Below are 18447 nucleotides of genomic sequence, written 5' to 3' on the forward strand. Positions count from 1 at the left end.
TAGCCTCATGATTTGAGGAAGCCCGCGAGCGCCCCGTGCGCACGTGGGCTTTTGCATGCTTGAGGGGGCATTGCCGGGATAAGCGTGGTGTACGCAGCCGAAGCGTGAATATAGCTGCCGCTTCGGTGATAGGCTAGGAACAACACGGGCCAACGCCGACCAACCACAAAGGTGAGATGCCATGTCTCAGAATCCGCAGGGTTCAAACCCTGAAGACTCCGACCCCGAATACAACCAGCTGAACGAACAGCTCGCTGAGCCGTCTGCGCAAGAGGCCCAGGACTCGTCCGGCCAGCCTGCGATGCTGCCCGAGGATACCGTGCAGAAGATCATCGGGCGGGTTGAGGGTGAGCGGGCCGCTCAGACTTCCCTGGTGCTCGGTCTTGTCAGCCTGGTTTGCCTGGGTTTTCTTGCCGGCGTGCCTTCTTTCATCATGGGCTATATCGGTATGTCTAAAGCGAAGGAAGCGGAGCGCCTGGGCGTTTCGGCTACAGCGGGTCGTAGGATGAGTAAGATAGGCGCCTTTATAGCTTTCCTCATTTTCTTCTGCACGTGTGTCTTCACGCTGATGGGGATTATCGGTTCCCAGAGGGTTGCTAGCTATTCCCCCTATTAAACTTCCGGGTTGGTCGGCATCTTAGCCCCGGGCGGGCACCATGAAGGTGCCTAATCCTTGCCGCCGAAAACAGATTACGGATATCGGGGCCTCCCCCGAAACACCTGTCGCGTATCAAGACTGAAAGATCGTGGTTATGATGTCTCAGACTCCCCAGCCTCAAGAGCCGGACCCGTTCGACTACAATCCCGCGTACAACCAGCTCTACGAGGGCCGCGATGCCGGGCAGGGCGCGGGCGGCGAGCCGCGGAATGTCCCGGCTACCTACAAGCCTGCCGGGGCGTACACTCCGCCTCCTGCCTACCCGGAAAGCGTCCCGGGGAATATCGTCACGCCCCCTGGCTTCCTGGAGGAGGGCCAGAAAGCGGCACAGCGTTCGTTGACGTTTGGCATCATCAGCGTGGTGCTCATTCTCCTCATGTATTGGATTCCCTACTCCACCCTCGGATCAATTATTCTGGGCGCCCTGGGAATTTCGGCCGCGCGAGACGCGGAACGCCACGGTGTGCCGGCAAAGGCGGGGCGCATCCTCAGCTGGATTGGCGTAGTCCTGCCCATCGCCCTGACGGTCTTTGCGATTATTGCCCTCCTATCGCTCCTGTTCACCCTGAAGGGATAGCCGCATTAGCGGTTCGGCTGGCCGAGCCTTTTGGAACCGAGCCCACCATCTTTTGTCTGCAACATGTAGAAGCCCCGTTTCTCGAATTGAGGCGCGGGGCTTTACGCATATTCGCGGAATCCCGAACTAACGCTCGAGGTGTCTTGCGCGGGTCAGAATGACGGGTGTAGTTGCCCCCGTTCCGTTGATAGGCTAGGGTGAATATTGTTTAACACACACCTGCCGCACGAAAGTGAAACGCCATGTCTCGGAATCCGTGGGGTTCTGACTCCTACGATTACAACCCGGACTACAACCACCTGAACGAGCAGTACGATCAGAACAGCCAGTATGGCCAGTATGGGCAGGGTTCGTACGGTCGGTACGGCCAGGGTTCGTATGGCCAAGGTTCGTACGGTCGGTACGGGCAGAGCTCTTACGATCAGTATCCCTATGACCCGTACGGCCAAGACCTATATGGTCAGAATCAGTACGACCCGTACGGTTACCAGTATGACCAGCCCATGATGGCCCCAGCCGGCTTTCTGCAGAAGACCCCCGAGCAGTTTTTTGGTGAGAAGGCTGCCCAGACCTCCACTGTGCTCGGCGTTATCGGTTTGATCTGTATCGCGACTCTCAATTGGTGGCTGTTCGGTCTGCCCTCCCTAATTCTGGGTGTTATCGGTATTTTCAAGGCGAACGAGGCGGAACGCTACGGTGCCGTTGCTTCGGCAGGCCGCATCTTGAACTGGATTAACGTAGCTGTTGGTGGCATATTCCTGGTGCTTTTCGGCGGAGCTCTTCTGCTGGCGCTCATGCTGGCTCTTTCGGATTCTGCCGCTAATTCAGAGTTGGTTGATGCCGCGAAGATGCTGGCACTTCTCTAAAAACTTTGCCCTTCTCGAAAAGAAAAAGCCCCGCTCCTCACAGTGAGGAGCGGGGCTCTGCTGTGTATATGCCGTATGTTTGGTGAAATCGGCTCGACATGCTTGTTCCCTCTGATGGGAAGGTCTAGGGTGAAGGTAACACCCGGTATTGAAAGGTTGTGGATGCGATGTCGCAGCTACCCCAAAACAACGAATCCTTCGATTACAACCCCGAGTACGCCAAGCTATACCGGCAAAATAGTAACGGGCAACCCATCGTTGGTTCCGCAGGGGGCCCACTGCAACCCGCGAGTGGGTTCCCGAGTCAGGAAACCGGGAGGAGCGCCGAGAACCTCTCCTTGCTCTTCGGTATCCTCTGCTTAGTGTGCATCCCGGGTATTCGATGGACGCTGTACGCTATCCCCTTCTCACTGATACTGAGTGTTTTAGGTATCTGGCAGGCGCGAGTGGCACGACGGCACGGTGCGCGCGCTACCGCGGGCATGATTCTCAGTGCGGTGGGTATAGTCGTTGTCCTTCTTCTCGTTGCCCTCATCATATTGATTCTGAACGCTTTGTCGGGCATCCACTAATCACAGCGGCTCGATGTCGAGCCTAAATGCTCTCTCAACCCGATAGGCACTTAACACCCGGTATTGAAAGGTTGTGGATGCGATGTCGCAGCTACCCCAAAATAACGAAGCTTTCGATTACAACCCCGAATACGCCAAGCTTTACCAGGAAGATGACAGCGTACAGTCCGACGCTGATGATATGGACGACAGGCTGCTACGTGCAAGCGAGCCCCCTTCCGATGTGCGGAGGGCGCAAGCCGGTGAAAGAGCAGCGAACTTCTCCCTGCTTTTCGGTGCCCTTGGCCTGCTATCTTTCTTCATAGGGTTTTGGTGGTCTGCCTATGGCATTGAAATCGGTATACTCATGGTCATCGTCGCACCATTCCTGAGTATCTTAGGTCTCCGGCAGGCATTCGTGGCACGACGGCACGGTAAGCACGCCATCGGGGGCATGATTCTCAGCGCGATGGGTATAGTCGTTGTCCTTGCTATCGTCGCCCTCATCATAATGATTCTGAGCGCCTTGTCCGGATTAAATGATGCAGGCCCGTCGAGGATCCTGAACGCTCTTATGCTGTACTGGAACTAGCCTCGAGATAAATACAGAAAAGTCCTGCCCCTCATTGTGAGGAGCAGGACTTTTCTGTGTATATGCCGTATGTTTCGGCAGGTGGAGCCTGACATGCTTGTTCCCTCTGATGGGAAGGTCTAGGGTGAAGGTAACACCCGGTATTGAAAGGTTGTGGATGCGATGTCGCAGCTACCCCAAAACAACGAATCCTTCGATTACAACCCCGAGTACGCCAAGCTTTATCAGGAAGATGACAGCGAACAGTCTAGCCCGGATGCTTCTGACGAACAGCTACTATCCGCAAACGAGTCCCCGGATGACTCTTCGGACGGTTCTCCGGATGAGCCCGCAGATCAAGCGGTCGGTAAGGGAATGGCGAACTTCTCCATACTCTTTGGCTTCCTCGGTCCCCTGTCTTTCTTCCTAGGGGGTTGGCTAATTGTCCAAGGTTTTGGAGAAAATGGTACGCAGGTAGTTATCTTTTCACCGTTGCTGAGCATCCTGGGTCTCTGCCTGGGGATCTCGGCAAGACGGCACGGTGCTCGTGCCACCGGTGGTCTGGTTCTTAACAGTCTGGGGATATGCTTTTTCCTCTGTATCGCCTTCCTCATCATGTTGATTGCAAACGCTTTGTCAAACATGTCAAACATGCACTAACGACGCCCCCGGTAACTCGGAACGGCGTATGCAAAGAGCCCCGCTCCTCGATACGAGGAACGGGGCTCTTCGCGCTCCACACGTGGAGCAGAAGCTAAAACGCGGATGGTAAGGGATTTGAACCCTTGAGACGGGGTTACCGCCTACTGGTTTTCAAGACCAGCTCCTTCGGCCGCTCGGACAACCATCCTTGCGCTCCAGAGACCGGCATTTTATCTCAACGCCGTGCCGCAGGGCACTACGAGATTATCTCACGATGTATGCTTTCTGTAAATCGAGTGCCGATGAGGGCACATCCGCTCAGGAGGAGGGCTCATGCGAGCAATTATTGAGGAAAACCACGGCGGTCCCGAGGTGCTTCGGGTCAGCGAGATTCCCGCCCCCGTTCCCCGTTCGCGTGAGGTGCTCATCCGCGTTCGCGCCGCCGGAATCAACCGTGCGGATGCCCTGCAGCGCCGCGGATTCTACCCGCCCCCTCCTGGATCGAGCTCCATCTACGGTCTGGAAGTGGCCGGGGAAATCGAGGCCGTTGGCGAGGGGGCATCCGTCGAGAACTGCGGTCGTCCCGTGATGGCTCTGCTCCCCGGAGGTGGGTACGCCGACTACGTGACGGTTCCGGTGGATTTACTGCTGCCGAAGCCCGAGAACCTGAGCTTTGAAGAGGCCGCGGCGCTACCCGAGGTGGCCGCCACGGTCTACTCCAACCTGGTACTGACCTGCGGCATGAGCATGGATCCCGCCGAGAACCTGCGCGAGGACGGGCAGAGCGCCACGGTGCTGGTGCACGGTGGCACCGGGGGCATCGGGGTGCACGCCATTCAGGTGGCACTGGCCGCGGGAACCCGCGTATTCGCCACGGTTGGGACCGAAGAGAAAGCGGAGTACGTGCGCTCGCTGGGTGCCGAACCCATCGTGTATCGGGAACATTCGTTCCGGGATGTCGTTCTGTCGGAGACCGGCAGGCGCGGCGCGGACTACATCCTGGACGTCGTGGGCGGGCGGTACTTTGAGGATAACCTGCACACCCTCGCCGACGGTGGGCACCTGTGCATCATCGGGTTGCAGGGCGGACGAAAGGCCGAGCTGGATCTCGCGTACGCACTCACGCACCGGCTTTCGGTGCACGCCACGAGCCTGCGCAGCCGCTCCGAGGCCCAGAAAGCCGAGATTCTGCGCGGCGTGCGCGAGCAGATCCTCCCGCTGGTCGAGTCGGGTCGCATCGGCGTGGGTCTTGATCGGGTATTCCCCCTGGAGGCCGCGGCCGAGGCGCACGAGTACTTTGATTCCGGTCTGCACCGCGGCAAGGTGGTGCTACGGGTCGATTAGAGGGGGTCGCGGGGTGCGGAGAAAACCTTGTTGCCGCGCTCCGCGAAACGTGACATAAATGCTCATATTTCCCTGACGATCCGTCACCAAAAGAAGATTTAGGGTAACCTAAGTATAGGTGGGTTTGTAGCTCGCCGCGGAAGGTGATGCACGCATCCGACGCTCACCGGCCGCGAGCGACTCCCACCCGATAACCGTTCACGGCACACACCTAACGTAGAGGAGGACTCATGGGACTCAAAAGCTACCTGCAATCGCGCCGAGACGACGCCGAGCTCGGCAAGGGCATCTGGCGGCGCTCCCACGACCGCTTTATTCGCGGCATCGACCGATTCCACCAGGTGCTCGAGCGTCTGGCGGGCACCGAGTCCTCTGCCTCCATGATTGAGCTCATCGTGCCGGACGCCAACGAGCTTGCCGACCTCATCCCCCGGGTGCGTGCCGTGGCCATGGAGGCCCACCGCTTCGCCCCCAGCGACGGCGATATCCCCGCCTCACAATTCGGCACCTACTCCGACCTCAACCGTGCCCTCTCCAAGGCCGGCAACGCCGTGGCTCTCTGCGCCGAGGCCCTGGCCATGGCCCGCTGCTTCGGCGAGTGCACCACCGGATGCGACCGCCAGGTGAGCGTGCACCGCCGCGTTGAGACCGTGGTGCAGCACGTGCAAGAGGCCGAACGTCTGATTCGCCGCGCCCAAAAGGAAGCGGCCGGCGAGCTGACCTTCGACGACGGAATCCCCGTGGGACGGACCGAACTCGTCGAGGCCTAGTGGTACGTCAGTTTGATGCTCCACCGGGCACACGATACGCTTAAAAGAGAGGTGCATGACACCCCGCAAGCGGTTCAGTCACAATGGAGGTGACGATGGTACGCAATCGAGAATCGCAGCTCGGTCCAGGCCCTCTACGGCATAACCAATGCATTAACGATTGACGGAAGAAGTCACACACCATGTTTGAATTCCATAGGAACGAGCGCGCGCGCCAGCTGCGCCCCAGCCTCTCCCGCTCCTGGTTGCTCGTTCGCGCCAACGCCACCGAAGACGTTTTTGAGCAGGCCTTCGAATCCGAGGCCGATTCCATCATTATTGACCTCGAGGACGGTTGCCCGCCCGAAGAGAAGGACGCAGCCCGCGAACAGGTCGTCCGCATGCTGAACTCCGGCGTGGTTGCCTGGGTTCGTATCAACGCCATCACCACCGAGCACTGGTGGAAGGACGTCAAGGCCCTCAAGAACGTGAAGGGTTTACGAGGCGTCATGCTCGCCACCGCCGAGCACGCCACCGACATCGACCGTACCTCAGCTGAGCTGCCCGCCGGTACCCCCATCATCGCGCTGATTGAATCGGCCCTGGGCGTGCACCACTCGGTCGAGATTGCTCGCGCCATCGGCACCTTCCGCCTGGCCTTCGGCGCGGGTGACTACCGCCGCGACACCGGTTCCTCCGCAACCCCCATGGCCCTGGCCTACGTGCGTTCGCAGCTGGTCATCGCCTCCACCCTGGGTGGCCTGCCCGGCCCCATCGACGGCCCGACCCTCGGCGCCTACGGCGGGGACCTCTCCAAGGCCTGCGGCTTCGCGAGCGACCACGGCATGACCGGCAAGATCACCCTGGATATCCGCCAGGCAGAGACCATCAACGCGGCCTTCTCGCCCAGCGAGGTTGAGATTGAAGAGGCCCACCAGATGCTCGACGTGCCCATCGACGGCCCCCGCGACGGCTCCTACCTGCCGCGCTACCTGCGCGCCAAGAAGGTCAAGGAACTCGCCAAGGTCTACGGCCTGTGGGGCAAGACCGACAGCGACATCCAGCGCGCATCCAAGTAACGCGCCGGCCCTATAGCGACGGCCGCGCATCCGACCCCTCGGAGGGATTCGGATGCGCGGCCTTTGGTTTAACGCTCCGGCCACCGACCGGCGGACGGGCTTGGCGACTAGTTGCGCGGGGAACGGCCGCCCGTAAGGGCGTGCGCGGCAACGTAGGACGTCGCCAGGGAAATCACGATGGGCACCAGGAACGAGGTGTCGTCCTCGTAGACGGCGCGGTAGAAGAACCAAACCGCCAGCGAAATCACGAGTGCCAGCACATAGACGATGGCGAAGCGCGCGGTGGGGGTGAACGGGGTGCGCTGCGAGGAGCCCTTGCGGGCGGAGGTGCGGGACGAAGACATGAGGCCTCCCGGGATAGAGCGAGCTGTCGGACGCCTCGGAACGGGGCCGGGGCCTCGCATGCCGAAGACGATACTAAAAACCGCCGCAACACACCGGAAACCGGCCTTGTTACGGCGGATGTGGAGCCCCCAGTGGGATTCGAACCCACGACCTTTTCTTTACGAGGGAAATGCTCTACCCCTGAGCTATAGAGGCACATACGCTACCTGCCGCGTTGAGACGGGCTTTCCGCGGAACAGTGCATACCCCGCAATAGTACCAAAAAGGCGGGGGAGAGGCGAATCATCGCGTTGCTACGGCGGCTCCGCGCAAGAGCCCCGCGCGGACGAGTCATGCACCCGCCGTGCCGGCGGGATAAGATGAACCTAAGCGTTATCCGTGCGCCCCGGCACCGATTCTTAGGAGGAATACCATGACCTCACCCTTTACCCGCCGCGCCCTGCTCATCGGCGCGCTTCCCGCCGCCGCACTGGGCCTGAGCGCCTGCGGCTCATCCCAGGCCTCCTCTACCGCCTCCGCGAGCGGTTCGGCAGGCGGCTCAGCGAGCGCCACCTCGGAGAGCACCGCCGCGGCATCGGCGAGCGCATCCGCAAGCGCGTCCGCTACTCCCTCGAGCTCGGCTTCGGAGACCGCTTCCGCATCTGCTACCGCGGATGACGGCTACGTCGGCTTCCGCCTCAACCGCGAAGTACCCGGCGCGGGCACCGCAACCCTGTACACCGACTTCCAGTGCCCCTACTGCGCCAAGGCAGAGCCGAAGTTCGAGGAGGCCGCCAAGAAGCTCGACGGCGTGCTGAACGTGACCGCCCGCCACATGCCCCTGAGCATGCACGCCAACGCCGTGCCGGCCGCCCTGGCCGTGCAGGCCGCAGAAGCGCAGGGTAAGCACCTCGAAATGGCCGATAAGCTCTTCGCCACCCAGAACGACTGGAAGGGCATCAAGGAGCGCGATAAGCTGCGCACCCTCTTCAACGACTACGCCAAGGAACTGGGCCTGAACGTTGAAGAATTCGACAAGGTCCTACTCGCCTCCGACACCGTCAAGCCCATCCAGCGCGACTACGAGCACGCCGTGAAGATCGGTGTGAAGGGAACCCCCACCTTCGCCGTGAACGACAAGGTCATCGAGGGCCTGGACTCCTCCTCTTCGGTGGATGAGCTGGTCAGCACCTTCAAGCGTGAAGCTGGCGTGAAGTAGTGGCGCACATTCAGCTCTCCGGCGGCCAGCGCGCCGAGATTCACCCCGACGGGTTCAGCGAGCACGGCTACGTTCTTGAAATTGGGGGTGCCGAGCAGTCCCACGTGGATACCGCGGATCCCTCCTACGTGTTCTACGAGTACCTGCGCCGCATCGCGAACACGGTGGATGCGCTCGCCCCTGCTGGCGAGCCCATTACCGCCGCGCACCTGGGTGCGGGGGCGCTGACCCTCGTGCGCTATATTCAGGCGACCCGCCCCGGCTCCCGCCAGGTTGCCGTCGATATCGAACCCGAGCTTATGGGATTCGTGACCGACCGGCTGCCGCTACCCGCCGGCACCGACTGCCGGCTGGTGGTGGGCGATGCCCGCGAGCAGCTGGCCCACCTGCCCGAACTGCTGGGCGTGACCGGCTTCGACGCGATTATCCTCGATATTTTCACCGGCATGGATGCACCTGCCCACCTGGCGAACCGCGACTTCTACCGCGAACTCAAGGACGCCCTGAGTGAGCGCGGTATGGTCGCCATCAACGTGGGTGACGACGCGGGTCTGCCCTTCTTCCAGCTGCAGGCAACCGCGATGCTGGAAGTCTTCGACCACGTGTGGTGCCTGTGCGAAAGTTCGATGCTCAGCGGCGAGAACGAGGGCAACCTCGTGCTCATCGGTACCTCCCGCGAGCTGGACGAGGACACTCGGGACCTACTGTACGCAATGGGACCGCATCCGGCGGAGGTGCTTACCACCGACGAGCTGCGCGACCTGCTGGACAGCCTGGAGGCTTAGGCGCGAGATTTAGACCGTTGAGGCGGGTACCGACCGGGTACCCGCCTCAACGGTTTTCTATATGCCGTGCACCGGCGACCCCGGGCCGTCGCCCGCGGGCGGGGCCTATTCGGGCAGCGGCATGGGAACGGGCTCCTCGCCCTCATCCTGCTGCTTGGAAGAGCCGCTCTGCGCGGTGGTCAGCGTAATGCCCACGCTCGCCGTCATGAGCAGGCAGATCGCCACCCAACGAATCGGGCCCGTCTCCTGGTTTAGCAGCGCCCAGCCGGCAATCGCCGCGATGGCGGGCTCCATGCTCATCAACACGCTAAACACCTGCTGCGGCAGGTTGCGCAGGGCCATCAGCTCCGCGCTGTAGGGAATCACCGAGGCGAACATCGCGGTACCGAAAATCATGAGGAGTAGCACCGGGTCCTGAGCCGCGTTCCACAGCGGCTGGGGCGCCGGAACAACCGCCGCCACCGGGGCAATGAACGCGGCGCCGACCAGCATCGCCACCGCCAGGCCGCTCGCACCCGGAACCAGGGCGCCAACCTTTGCGCTGGAGCGAATATACAGCGCCCAGAACACGCCAGCAATCAGCGCGAACGTCAGACCCAGGTAGTCGGTATCCGTGCCGACCGCCGCCTCGTAGCCGAGCACCAGCATGCCCGCCAGGGCGCAGAGGACCCACACCGCATCGCGGAGCCTGCGGGTCAGTAGGGACGCCAGCGCGAGCGGGCCCAAAAACTCCACCGCCACCGCCAGGCCGATGGGGATACGGTCAATCGCGCAGTAGAAGAAGCCGTTCATCATGCCGAACGTTAAACCGAAAATCACCACGGCACGCCACTGCTCCTTCGACCAGGACAGCGGGCCCGGAGGCATCGTATCGCCGCGGCGGGCACGCCAACGAGCAGCCAGCCACACGGTGCTACCCACCACAATGGAAGCAATCGCCAGACGGCTCACGCTCACGGCAAGCGCGCCGAACAGCGGGAAGAGCGTCACCGCGAAGGCCGCGCCGAACTGTAGCGACGAGCAGGACATCAAAACAAACATGATGCCTAGGGCAGGGCGTTGGTGCGCGGTATGCTGCATGGCTCTCCTCGGGGTACCTCGTAAATCGGCGGTGCTTGTGCGGGTTCTCGAATGGGGGGCAGGGTACGAGCTTAAACAGTGCACCCCCGGGCACGAGATACTATCCTACGTGCTACCCGGGGGTGCGAGAAAGAAGAGACATGCTCTCCAGCGCAATATTCAGCTGGGCTCTCTACGGCTACCTAGAGGCCCTTCGCCTCACGGTCGGCCCTAATCTGCTCGGCCGATGGAAGCGTAATGGAACTGGTCGCCATCTGTGCGATGTCCACCGCGTGCGCGTCCACCGCGCCGGGGAGGTAGCGATCCATCTCCTCGCTATCACCGCGTTCCTGGGCCCGTTTTTGGGCGCGGGCGTGCGAAATGGAGATGCCGATACTCGCCAGCACCAGCAGCGAGATGGCCAGCCAGCGAACCGCATCCGTCGGCTCGGCCAGCATAATGACGCCCACCAGCGCGGCAATCGCCGGTTCCAGCGAAAGCACCACACTGTAGATGTGCGCCGGCAGCAGGCGCAGGGAAGAGACCTCGCCCAGGGCCGGGATGGCCGAAGCCAGCAGGCCCATCAAACAGCCAATAGCCAGCAGGTTCACATCCTGGGTGACCTTCAGCAGGTTGTTGCCGCTAATAAGGAACGGGAACGGCAGAACCAGCAGGGTAGAGACAACGTTACCCATGACCATGCCGCCCATACCCGGGATGAGCGCGCCCACCTTCTCCGTCGCCAGGATGTAGGCGGCACGCGAAATCGCCGTCAGTACCGCGAAAAACACGCCCACCAGGGCAAAGTCCTCAGGCTTGGCCTGTGATTCGGCCGTCAGAATCGCCATGCCGCTAAAGGACAGGGCAATCCATACCAGGTCCAGCTTGCGGCGGGACATAACGGTCGCCAACACCAGCGGGCCCATAAACTCGATCGCCACGGCAATCGCCAGCGGAACCTGCTCAATCGCCACGTAGAAGAAGGCGTTCGCGCCGGTAAGGGCCACGCCCAGCACGATGACCGCGGTCCACTGCGCGCGCGTCCACGCGAGAATATTCGGGCGGAAGAACACGTACAGCAGGATGGTGGAGGTCAGCAGACGTAGCGCCACCACACCCCAGGGCCCCAAATCACCCATGAGCTGCTTCGCGAGGGCTGAACCGAATTGCGCGGAAATAATCGCGCCGGTCGCGTAGGCGACACCCAGCCCCTGAGTGGCCAGGGGAGAACGCGCAGCCGTGGGCGTGCTGGCGGAAGAAGTCATGGTAATCCTTTACAGCATGAAGCGTAAGCAAGTATCGGCGGTACAGCCCAACCCGAATCGCCGTGAAACGGGTCACGCATTATGCAGACAATGAATAGTGTGTAACCTAGGACAATTTTACGCGGTTTAAAAAAGGGCGCAAATAAATGGGAAGCGATTTCAGAAGCGCCGCCGCGCCGGCTGGACGACCGCGCTCAAGCCCTCGGTGAACTCAAGCCCTCGGTGAACAAGGCTCTTCCAGCCCGCCGAAAGGCCCGCCCGTTCAGGAAATATTCACCCGACCGTGCTTTACTAAAGACATGATTGACCCGAAGAAGTCTCTATTCGATGAGGACGGCAACCCCCGCCCGGCGTTGACCACCACCCTCGATAACGTCCTGCGCATGCAACGACCGCTCGCGCTGTCCATCGTCAAGAAGCTGCGCGAAGCGCACCCCGACGAAACCCCCGCACAGATTCACAAGCGCCTCGACCGCGCCTACCTGCGCGACATCACCGCCATCGGTGGCGTGACCGGCGCATCCGCATTCGTGCCCGGCGTCGGCACCATTACCTCCATGAGCCTCTCGGCGCTCGCCGTGGGCGGTTACATGGAGCGCACCGCCCTCTACGCCCAGGCCGTCGCCGAGCTGCACGGCGTGCACGTGCACGACCCCGAAACCGCCCGCTCCATGGTCATGGCCATCATGCTCGGCGAGGAGGGCTCGCAGCTCATGAACACCGTGCTGCTGCAGACCGGTAAGGCAAGCGGCGTATCCAACAAGTGGGGTATGCTGCTGGGCAATTCCTCCGGCGGCAAGATGTTCAGCGTCGAGCGCACCATCCGCAACCTGTTCATCCGTCGATTCCTCTCGCGTCAGACCGGCGCGCTACTCGGCCGTGCCCTGCCCTTCGGCGTGGGTGCCGTGGTCGGCGGCGGCGCAAACCTGGCTCTCGGCAAGGATGTCGTGCGCAACACTCGTAACGCTTTCGGCGACGCCCCGGCATACTTCCCCACGGAGCTCATGATTACCCCGCGCGCGCCGCGCGTAAAGTCCGAAGAGGATGAGTCCCCGGAGAGCACCCGCGGCGAACGAGGCCAGCTCGTGGATAAGGCCGGTTCGATTCTCAAGGGTGCGGGCAAGGTCGCTAGTAAGGCTGCCGGAAAGGTCTTCACCCGTGGCAAGGGCCACGACACTGAGACCGAAAACCGCCCTATGCTCGAGCGCTAAAACCCTCGCTGGTTAGCAGACATAGCAAAGCCCCAACACGCTGAAGACCCCGGATCCCTGAACTCAGGGACCCGGGGTCTTCAGCGTTAAGACCGGCGCTCAGCCGATGCTACCGACTACGCGTTCTTCGCGTGATCGAGCAGCTGAGCCGCAATGCCGTTGTAGGTGTGCGGGGTCAGGTTCGACAGACGCTCCTCGGCCTCGGGGGAAAGGCCCAGGGTTGCCACGAACTCCTTGAGGCGAGCCGCATCCACGCGGTGACCGCGGGTCAGCTCCTTCAGACGCTCGTAGGGGTTCTCCATGCCGGGAACGCCCGCGATAGCCTCTGCGCGCATCACCATCTGGATTGCCTCGGCCAGAACCTCCCAGTTGGAATCCAGGTCGGCAGAAATCACGTCGGCCGCGATGTCCAGGCGCTTCAGGCCCTTCACCACGTTCGAGATGGCCAGGACCGAGTGACCGAAGGCCACGCCGATGTTGCGCTGAGCCGAGGAATCGGTCAGGTCGCGCTGCCAGCGGGAGGTCACCAGGGTCGAGCCCAGCGAATCCAGCAGGGCGTTGGAGAGCTCCAGGTTAGCCTCCGCGTTTTCGAAGCGAATCGGGTTCACCTTGTGCGGCATGGTGGACGAACCGGTCGCACCGGCCACCGGAATCTGGCGGAAGAAACCAATCGAAATGTAGCTCCACACATCGGTGCAGAGGTTGTGCAGCACGCGGTTGAAGTGCGCGATATCCGAGTACAGCTCGGCCTGCCAGTCGTGCGACTCAATCTGGGTGGTCAGCGGGTTCCAGGTCAGGCCCAGGTGCTCAACGAAACCGCGAGAAATCTTCTGCCAATCGGCGGTGGGCACCGAGGCGTAGTGCGCGGCATAGGTGCCGGTCGCACCGTTAATCTTGCCGAGGAACTCGGTTGCCTTCACATGCTTGACCTGGCGCTTCAGACGGTAGGCGAGCACGCCCATCTCCTTGCCCAGGGTGGTCGGGGTTGCGGGCTGGCCGTGGGTGCGCGAGAGCATGGGAACCTCGCGGCCCTCCTCAGCCAGGTTCAGCAGAACCTCAATCAGCTCCTCGGCTGCGGGGATCCACACGTTCTGCACGGCATCCTTGATGCCCAGGGCGTAGGAGAGGTTGTTGATGTCTTCGGAGGTGCAGCCGAAGTGAACCAGCGGCACCAGGTGGTCCAGGTCCAGGCCCTTCAGGCGGCGACCGATGTAGTACTCGACGGCCTTTACGTCGTGAACGGTCACGGCCTCAATCTCGGCCAGCTCGGCCACGGATTCGGCGTTGAAATCGGTCACGATGGCGCGCAGGCCCTTCTTCTGCTCCTCGCTCAACGGGGACAGACCCGGCAGCACCTTGTGCTCGCACAGGTAGATGAACCACTCGACCTCAACGTGGATGCGGTCACGGTTCAGGGCGGCCTCGGAGAGGTAGTTCGTCAGGGGTGCGGTGACGGATGCGTAGCGTCCGTCCAGGGGGCCCAGAGCAAGTTCGCCGGTGCCCAAATCGATACGGCCAGAAGGCAGGATGGTGTTATTGGTGTGAGACATAACTCCATTTTCGCATGGATCGCCGGAAAATGCGGGCGGGGTGCGGGGCGGTGGGCGGTTGGAGGGTGCTCTGGATAGTGGTTTGAGCGAAGGCCCAGACTGCGGTCCGGGTGGTGTCGGGGATGGTCCGGGCGGCGCTCGCCGCGGGCGCGCCGACTCCAACGGGTGGGCGCTTTTTCGGTTCCGAAGCGGTTTCGGAGTGGCTTCGAGGCAATCTTTGCGCGGAAATATGACGGCGGCGGAAGCTGTGGATAAAGCATTTTGCGGGTTCTGCAGCTCAAATCCGTGCGAATTTTTCGTTTTGTGGGGTCGCTATCCACAGGCGGCTAAAAGCCGGGGGAACAACGCCGGCCCGCCCATAGGCTGGAACCAAAGTCCACCCGCTAAGCCGGTATTCGTAACCGGCTCCTCCGAAAGGACGCGCCGTGCCCACCTTCGTCGATTCCACACCGCCATCTGCGCCTCCGGGAACCCCCAGCCCGCCCAGCACCGCGGATATTCTGCGTGCCGCCGGCCATATGGGCATCGGCTCCGCGGCCGGACGCGCGTTCGCCGCCTCGCTCCTCGCGGCAGCCGCCCTGGCCCGCACCAAGGGTGCCGAGCTTTCCGCACGCATGCGCGCCGAAGCCCACGAGATACAGGGGGTCTACGCGCGCACCGGCGAGCTCGGAACAGAGCACTGGGCCTCGGAGGCGGGCCGCGCCTTCCGCAGACAGCTCGAAAGGCACCGCGACAGTATTCGAGACAGGGCACAGATTGCCGAGAACGCGGCGGCCGATATTGCCGCCGCCGCCGAAGAGCTCGCCGCCGAACTGACCGCCAAAGCCCAGGCCGTTACCGCCGCGGCCGGTGCCCTCGACAGCCTTCTCGGGTCCCTCACGGATACCGCCGCCGATATCCTCGACCCCGGAAAACTGGAGGACCTCGTGGCCCGCCACGCGGGGTCCGCGCAACACGAGCTTGATTCCCTCATGCACGTCAGCCTCCCCGAGGGGCTCAACGCGCTCGTTACCCGCCAAACCGGCTATTAGACCGCTGCTCACCGCTAGTCGTCGCTAGGAGAACCCATCTAGGAGAACCCATGACCAACGCAACGTACGCCCTTCCCATCGAGGGGAGTGGCTCGGCCCCCACAGGGGCGACCATCACCGTCACACTGGAAGAGATGCCCGCCATCGCCGATTCCCTCGCCCACGCCAGCCAGCGCTGCGCTGAACGTCCGGTGCCCATCTCGAGCATTGGCGCAGAGACGATGCTCTTTCTCGGGGTCAACGCGCGCGCCTGTCTGGCCAGCGGCCAGTGCACCATGTTGGCCGCCGGGATGGGCGAAAGCGCCACCGAGCTAATGGCCACGGCGGTGGCCGTGCGCCTCGCCCACAGCGCCTACCTGCAGGTCGAGAACATGGTAGCCGGCTGGTTCGAATCGCTCGGTATCGCCCAGGACGGTAAGCTTCCTGACGGGCTGACGGTGCGAACCCACATTCGCGGCGCCCTCGCCGGCGACCCCGACGAGGTCCGGTACCTTATCCGGCTGACGCTGCCCGAGCTCGGGTACTATAGCGCATCAATAGCGATGCCCTATTCACCCCTCGTCGCGGCGGTACTTTTCGGAGCGACAGCCTATCTTGACGCCCGACTCAACCCCGAGATTGCCCGCCGGCGAGTGGCTGGACGGCTGTCCAGAATCACCGGAATCCCCGCGAAAATCATTGAGAAATTCATCGGGAGGGCCACCCTATCGTTGAAGAGAGAGAATACGTGGCGGGACGTGGGCAGCACGGCACACAACGTGCGTACCGCTTCGGCTGATGAGTACGGGGTCGCGGCGCACCGGGGAGAGAAAAATCAGCTTTCCGTAGGCTCCAGCTCGGAACGTTTGCAGGCGGCTGCCAAAGCCCAGGACCAGGAATTCGAGCGTTCTCAGCAGGACCCGACGAAGGGCGAACGCGGCGCCGTGATGGTCACCGTCATGTACGAAGAAGGCCACGAGGGCGACCCCGCCTACGCCCTGTACGTGGTGAGTATTCCGGGGACTAACTTTGACTCCTGGGGAGGTTCTCCCATGGACCCTGCGGGTGCTGTGCGTGAAACGTTAGGTGAAGATACCACGAAGAACCCCGCCTATCGGATGGTTCTGCAGGCTTTGCGTGATGCCGGTGCGCCGCAGGGGGCCCGCGTGTACCTGGAAGGGTTCAGCCAGGGAGCCATGATTGCCTACAACATGGCTAATAGTTTCGAGGTCGCCAAAGAAATCAACATCGTCGGTATCTACGCCCAAGGTGCTCCGCTACGAGGTTTGCCCGCCAAACGCCGAGACTTCGCCGTGGACTATGTGGAAGGCGAAGGCGATATCGTTCCGGATAGCGCGGTGAGGCCTGAGGGGGGTTGGCGTCCTGACGACCGTGATACATCAATCACCGTTCAGAACTCTGTACACCATGGCGAGAAATACCGAGAAGCCCTAGACCGCGAAGGGTATAGCAACACGGTACCCGGGGGCATCCGTGCGGCGATGGATGGTAAGGAATACGTGCTGGGGGAGCAGAAGGTTACCTCGGGTTCTGCTATGCCGGATGGATACAGCCTAGCTGAGCGAAGGGACGTAACGATCTCACGTATCGGAATCTACTCGCGTCAGGCCTACAAATCGGGAGTTAGGTTTGACGAGAAGGGTGTAGACGAAACGATTGAACATGGAACAGGTGGCATGGTTAAGGGCGTTCAGGACGCCAAAGATAAGGGGGAACGAATCCAAAAAGCAGCCCAAGATACGTGGGAGAGCGCCGAACGACGTCTCCCTCACCCGGGCCCTAAACCGTCGCAGGAGCCGGGGAGCCCGAAGCCGACCTGGCCCGAGATGCCTGCACCTCAGACGCCCAAAACACCCCCCCTGCAGGGATACGCCCCGCAGAATGTTCCGCCCGCCATCAACTTGCCGGCGGACCTGAGCGGCCCGGAGCCTGCCACCATCAAGTTGCCCGCTCGAGTCGAGCCGGAGGGTCCACCACCCCCGGCAGATTTGCTCCCGCCGGACCTTCTACCAGAGCCCGCAGGCTCACAGGCAAACATCGGAAAGGTTATTAATCAGCCAACCATCGATGACCTGCCACTCCCTAAAATTGGTTCTGCGTTCGGGGGCACATTCCTCGGGCCCCGACAGGGCGGGGACTACGATGGCGGGGAATCGCTTACCCCCGACCTACCAGAGCTGAAGCCTGTTCCCATGCCCGTGGCGCCGGCCGAGGACATCGACCCGGGGTTCCGCACGCCGATTCCTCCCGAGGAGACCGACCCGGGGTTGATACACCCCGCACCGGAGCCTCGGCGCGCCGTCACCGTTGAGCGGGAGCCGGTATTTGCCTAGTGGGGAGCCCGGCCGGTGAGGTGGCGGAGACCGGCATGGGGATGGCTCGTCCTGTCCCCATGCTGGTCTTCACCCCGGTGGCACTGGCTCCGCGGCGCTCGCGGGCACATACTAAAGCTATGAGCCACTCAGAAGAACCCACCAGCATCCCGGTCCGCCCCGTCTTCGATACCCTGCCCAGCTATGCCGCGGGTAAGCCTCCCGCTCCCGTCGAGGGCCTGACCCGGTACAAGCTTTCCTCTAACGAGAACCCTCTGGGCCCCGTGCCCGAGGTGGCGCGCGTGCTGGCCGAATTCGATGCGGTGCACCGCTATCCCGACCCCCTCTCAACCGCCCTGCGTACCGCCCTCGCCGGGCAGCTGGGCGTGGATGCCGAGGATATCGTGACCGGCGCCGGCAGCCTCGGCGCGCTCAACCAGATTCTCAAAACCTTCGCGGGCGTTAACGCCGACGGTGTGCAGGACGAGGTCATCTACGCGTGGCGTTCCTTCGAGGCTTACCCCATTCTGGTTGGCATCATGGGTGCCCGCAGCGTGCAGGTTCCCAACCTGCCTAACGGCGCGCACGACCTGGACTCTATGGCTGAGGCCGTCACCGACCGCACCCGCCTGATTCTGGTGTGCACCCCCAATA

The 18447-nt window shown here is 62.3% G+C and carries 17 protein-coding genes, 2 tRNA genes and 1 pseudogene; 14 read left to right on the top strand and 6 right to left on the bottom strand.

The window, feature by feature from the left end; translation table 11 throughout:
- The first annotated feature begins 181 nt into the window (after nucleotides 1-181).
- The 5 genes from HMPREF2944_RS04915 to HMPREF2944_RS04940 all read left to right on the top strand — a co-directional run bounded on the left by HMPREF2944_RS04915 (nucleotide 182) and on the right by HMPREF2944_RS04940 (nucleotide 3883).
- Nucleotides 182-616, top strand: a complete 435-nt coding sequence (locus tag HMPREF2944_RS04915) for a hypothetical protein (protein WP_070681060.1) — start codon at nucleotides 182-184, stop codon at nucleotides 614-616.
- A 136-nt stretch (nucleotides 617-752) separates the two neighbouring features.
- Nucleotides 753-1235 (top strand): hypothetical protein, encoded by a 483-nt coding sequence (locus tag HMPREF2944_RS04920; RefSeq protein ID WP_070681063.1) that lies wholly within the window; start codon nucleotides 753-755, stop codon nucleotides 1233-1235.
- 242 nt (nucleotides 1236-1477) lie between these two features.
- Nucleotides 1478-2101 (top strand): polyprenyltransferase, encoded by a 624-nt coding sequence (locus tag HMPREF2944_RS04925; protein ID WP_070483438.1) that lies wholly within the window; start codon nucleotides 1478-1480, stop codon nucleotides 2099-2101.
- A gap of 654 nt (nucleotides 2102-2755) precedes the next feature.
- A complete protein-coding gene (locus tag HMPREF2944_RS04935) occupies nucleotides 2756-3244 on the top strand; it encodes a hypothetical protein (RefSeq protein ID WP_141755738.1) in 489 nt (162 codons plus the stop codon).
- Nucleotides 3245-3406: 162 nt separating this feature from the next.
- The gene (locus tag HMPREF2944_RS04940) at nucleotides 3407-3883 is read left to right on the top strand and encodes a hypothetical protein (protein ID WP_141755739.1); all 477 of its coding nucleotides are present in this window, start codon (nucleotides 3407-3409) and stop codon (nucleotides 3881-3883) included.
- Between the two features lie 102 nt (nucleotides 3884-3985).
- Here the strand turns inward: HMPREF2944_RS04940 and HMPREF2944_RS04945 are convergent.
- A tRNA-Ser gene (locus tag HMPREF2944_RS04945) sits at nucleotides 3986-4073 on the bottom strand.
- Nucleotides 4074-4198: 125 nt separating this feature from the next.
- On the opposite strand from HMPREF2944_RS04945, the gene HMPREF2944_RS04950 reads away from it, so the two are divergent.
- The 3 genes from HMPREF2944_RS04950 (at nucleotide 4199) to HMPREF2944_RS04960 (ending at nucleotide 7037) form a co-directional block, all read left to right on the top strand.
- Nucleotides 4199-5209 (top strand): NAD(P)H-quinone oxidoreductase, encoded by a 1011-nt coding sequence (locus HMPREF2944_RS04950; protein WP_070681074.1) that lies wholly within the window; start codon nucleotides 4199-4201, stop codon nucleotides 5207-5209.
- Between the two features lie 230 nt (nucleotides 5210-5439).
- Entirely contained in the window at nucleotides 5440-5979 is a 540-nt protein-coding gene (locus tag HMPREF2944_RS04955; protein ID WP_070681077.1) for a dehydrogenase, read from the top strand.
- Between the two features lie 182 nt (nucleotides 5980-6161).
- Nucleotides 6162-7037 carry an HpcH/HpaI aldolase/citrate lyase family protein gene (locus HMPREF2944_RS04960; RefSeq protein WP_070681079.1) on the top strand — a complete coding sequence of 292 codons (876 nt, stop codon included), beginning with the start codon at nucleotides 6162-6164 and terminating at the stop codon, nucleotides 7035-7037.
- Between the two features lie 107 nt (nucleotides 7038-7144).
- Here the strand turns inward: HMPREF2944_RS04960 and HMPREF2944_RS04965 are convergent, their stop codons facing one another.
- Complete coding sequence (locus tag HMPREF2944_RS04965; protein ID WP_070681082.1) at nucleotides 7145-7381, bottom strand: hypothetical protein; 237 nt, start codon at nucleotides 7379-7381, stop codon at nucleotides 7145-7147.
- A gap of 121 nt (nucleotides 7382-7502) precedes the next feature.
- Nucleotides 7503-7577, bottom strand: a tRNA-Thr gene (locus HMPREF2944_RS04970).
- 217 nt (nucleotides 7578-7794) lie between these two features.
- Here HMPREF2944_RS04970 and HMPREF2944_RS04975 point away from each other — a divergent pair.
- Nucleotides 7795-8580 carry a DsbA family protein gene (locus HMPREF2944_RS04975; protein WP_070681086.1) on the top strand — a complete coding sequence of 262 codons (786 nt, stop codon included), beginning with the start codon at nucleotides 7795-7797 and terminating at the stop codon, nucleotides 8578-8580.
- The gene (locus tag HMPREF2944_RS04980; protein WP_070681089.1) at nucleotides 8580-9365 is read left to right on the top strand and encodes a spermidine synthase; all 786 of its coding nucleotides are present in this window, start codon (nucleotides 8580-8582) and stop codon (nucleotides 9363-9365) included. The genes HMPREF2944_RS04975 and HMPREF2944_RS04980 overlap by 1 nt, the downstream gene beginning before the upstream one ends.
- 105 nt (nucleotides 9366-9470) lie before the next feature.
- Here HMPREF2944_RS04980 and HMPREF2944_RS04985 read toward each other — a convergent pair whose 3' ends face one another.
- Together HMPREF2944_RS04985 and HMPREF2944_RS04990 are read right to left on the bottom strand one after the other, a co-directional pair.
- A complete protein-coding gene (locus HMPREF2944_RS04985; RefSeq protein WP_246826262.1) occupies nucleotides 9471-10406 on the bottom strand; it encodes an EamA family transporter in 936 nt (311 codons plus the stop codon).
- Nucleotides 10407-10627: 221 nt separating this feature from the next.
- Complete coding sequence (locus tag HMPREF2944_RS04990) at nucleotides 10628-11689, bottom strand: EamA family transporter (protein WP_070681094.1); 1062 nt, start codon at nucleotides 11687-11689, stop codon at nucleotides 10628-10630.
- Between the two features lie 299 nt (nucleotides 11690-11988).
- Between HMPREF2944_RS04990 and HMPREF2944_RS04995 the strand changes: the two genes are divergently transcribed.
- Nucleotides 11989-12900, top strand: coding sequence for a hypothetical protein (locus HMPREF2944_RS04995; RefSeq protein ID WP_049331461.1), 912 nt, complete (start codon nucleotides 11989-11991; stop codon nucleotides 12898-12900).
- Nucleotides 12901-13016: 116 nt separating this feature from the next.
- Here HMPREF2944_RS04995 and purB read toward each other — a convergent pair whose 3' ends face one another.
- A complete protein-coding gene (purB, locus tag HMPREF2944_RS05000; protein ID WP_070681097.1) occupies nucleotides 13017-14450 on the bottom strand; it encodes an adenylosuccinate lyase in 1434 nt (477 codons plus the stop codon).
- 425 nt (nucleotides 14451-14875) lie between these two features.
- On the opposite strand from purB, the gene HMPREF2944_RS05005 reads away from it, so the two are divergent.
- From HMPREF2944_RS05005 to HMPREF2944_RS05015, 3 genes and pseudogenes are all read left to right on the top strand, one after another.
- Nucleotides 14876-15481 carry an ABC transporter substrate-binding protein gene (locus tag HMPREF2944_RS05005; RefSeq protein ID WP_070681100.1) on the top strand — a complete coding sequence of 202 codons (606 nt, stop codon included), beginning with the start codon at nucleotides 14876-14878 and terminating at the stop codon, nucleotides 15479-15481.
- A 50-nt stretch (nucleotides 15482-15531) separates the two neighbouring features.
- A complete protein-coding gene (locus tag HMPREF2944_RS05010; protein ID WP_070681102.1) occupies nucleotides 15532-17814 on the top strand; it encodes an extensin in 2283 nt (760 codons plus the stop codon).
- A gap of 119 nt (nucleotides 17815-17933) precedes the next feature.
- Nucleotides 17934-18447, top strand: a pseudogene (locus HMPREF2944_RS05015) (aminotransferase); the annotation flags it as partial.

Origin of the sequence: Rothia sp. HMSC072E10, from assembly GCF_001813965.1 — a bacterium.
GTDB classification, from domain to species: domain Bacteria; phylum Actinomycetota; class Actinomycetes; order Actinomycetales; family Micrococcaceae; genus Rothia; species Rothia mucilaginosa_A.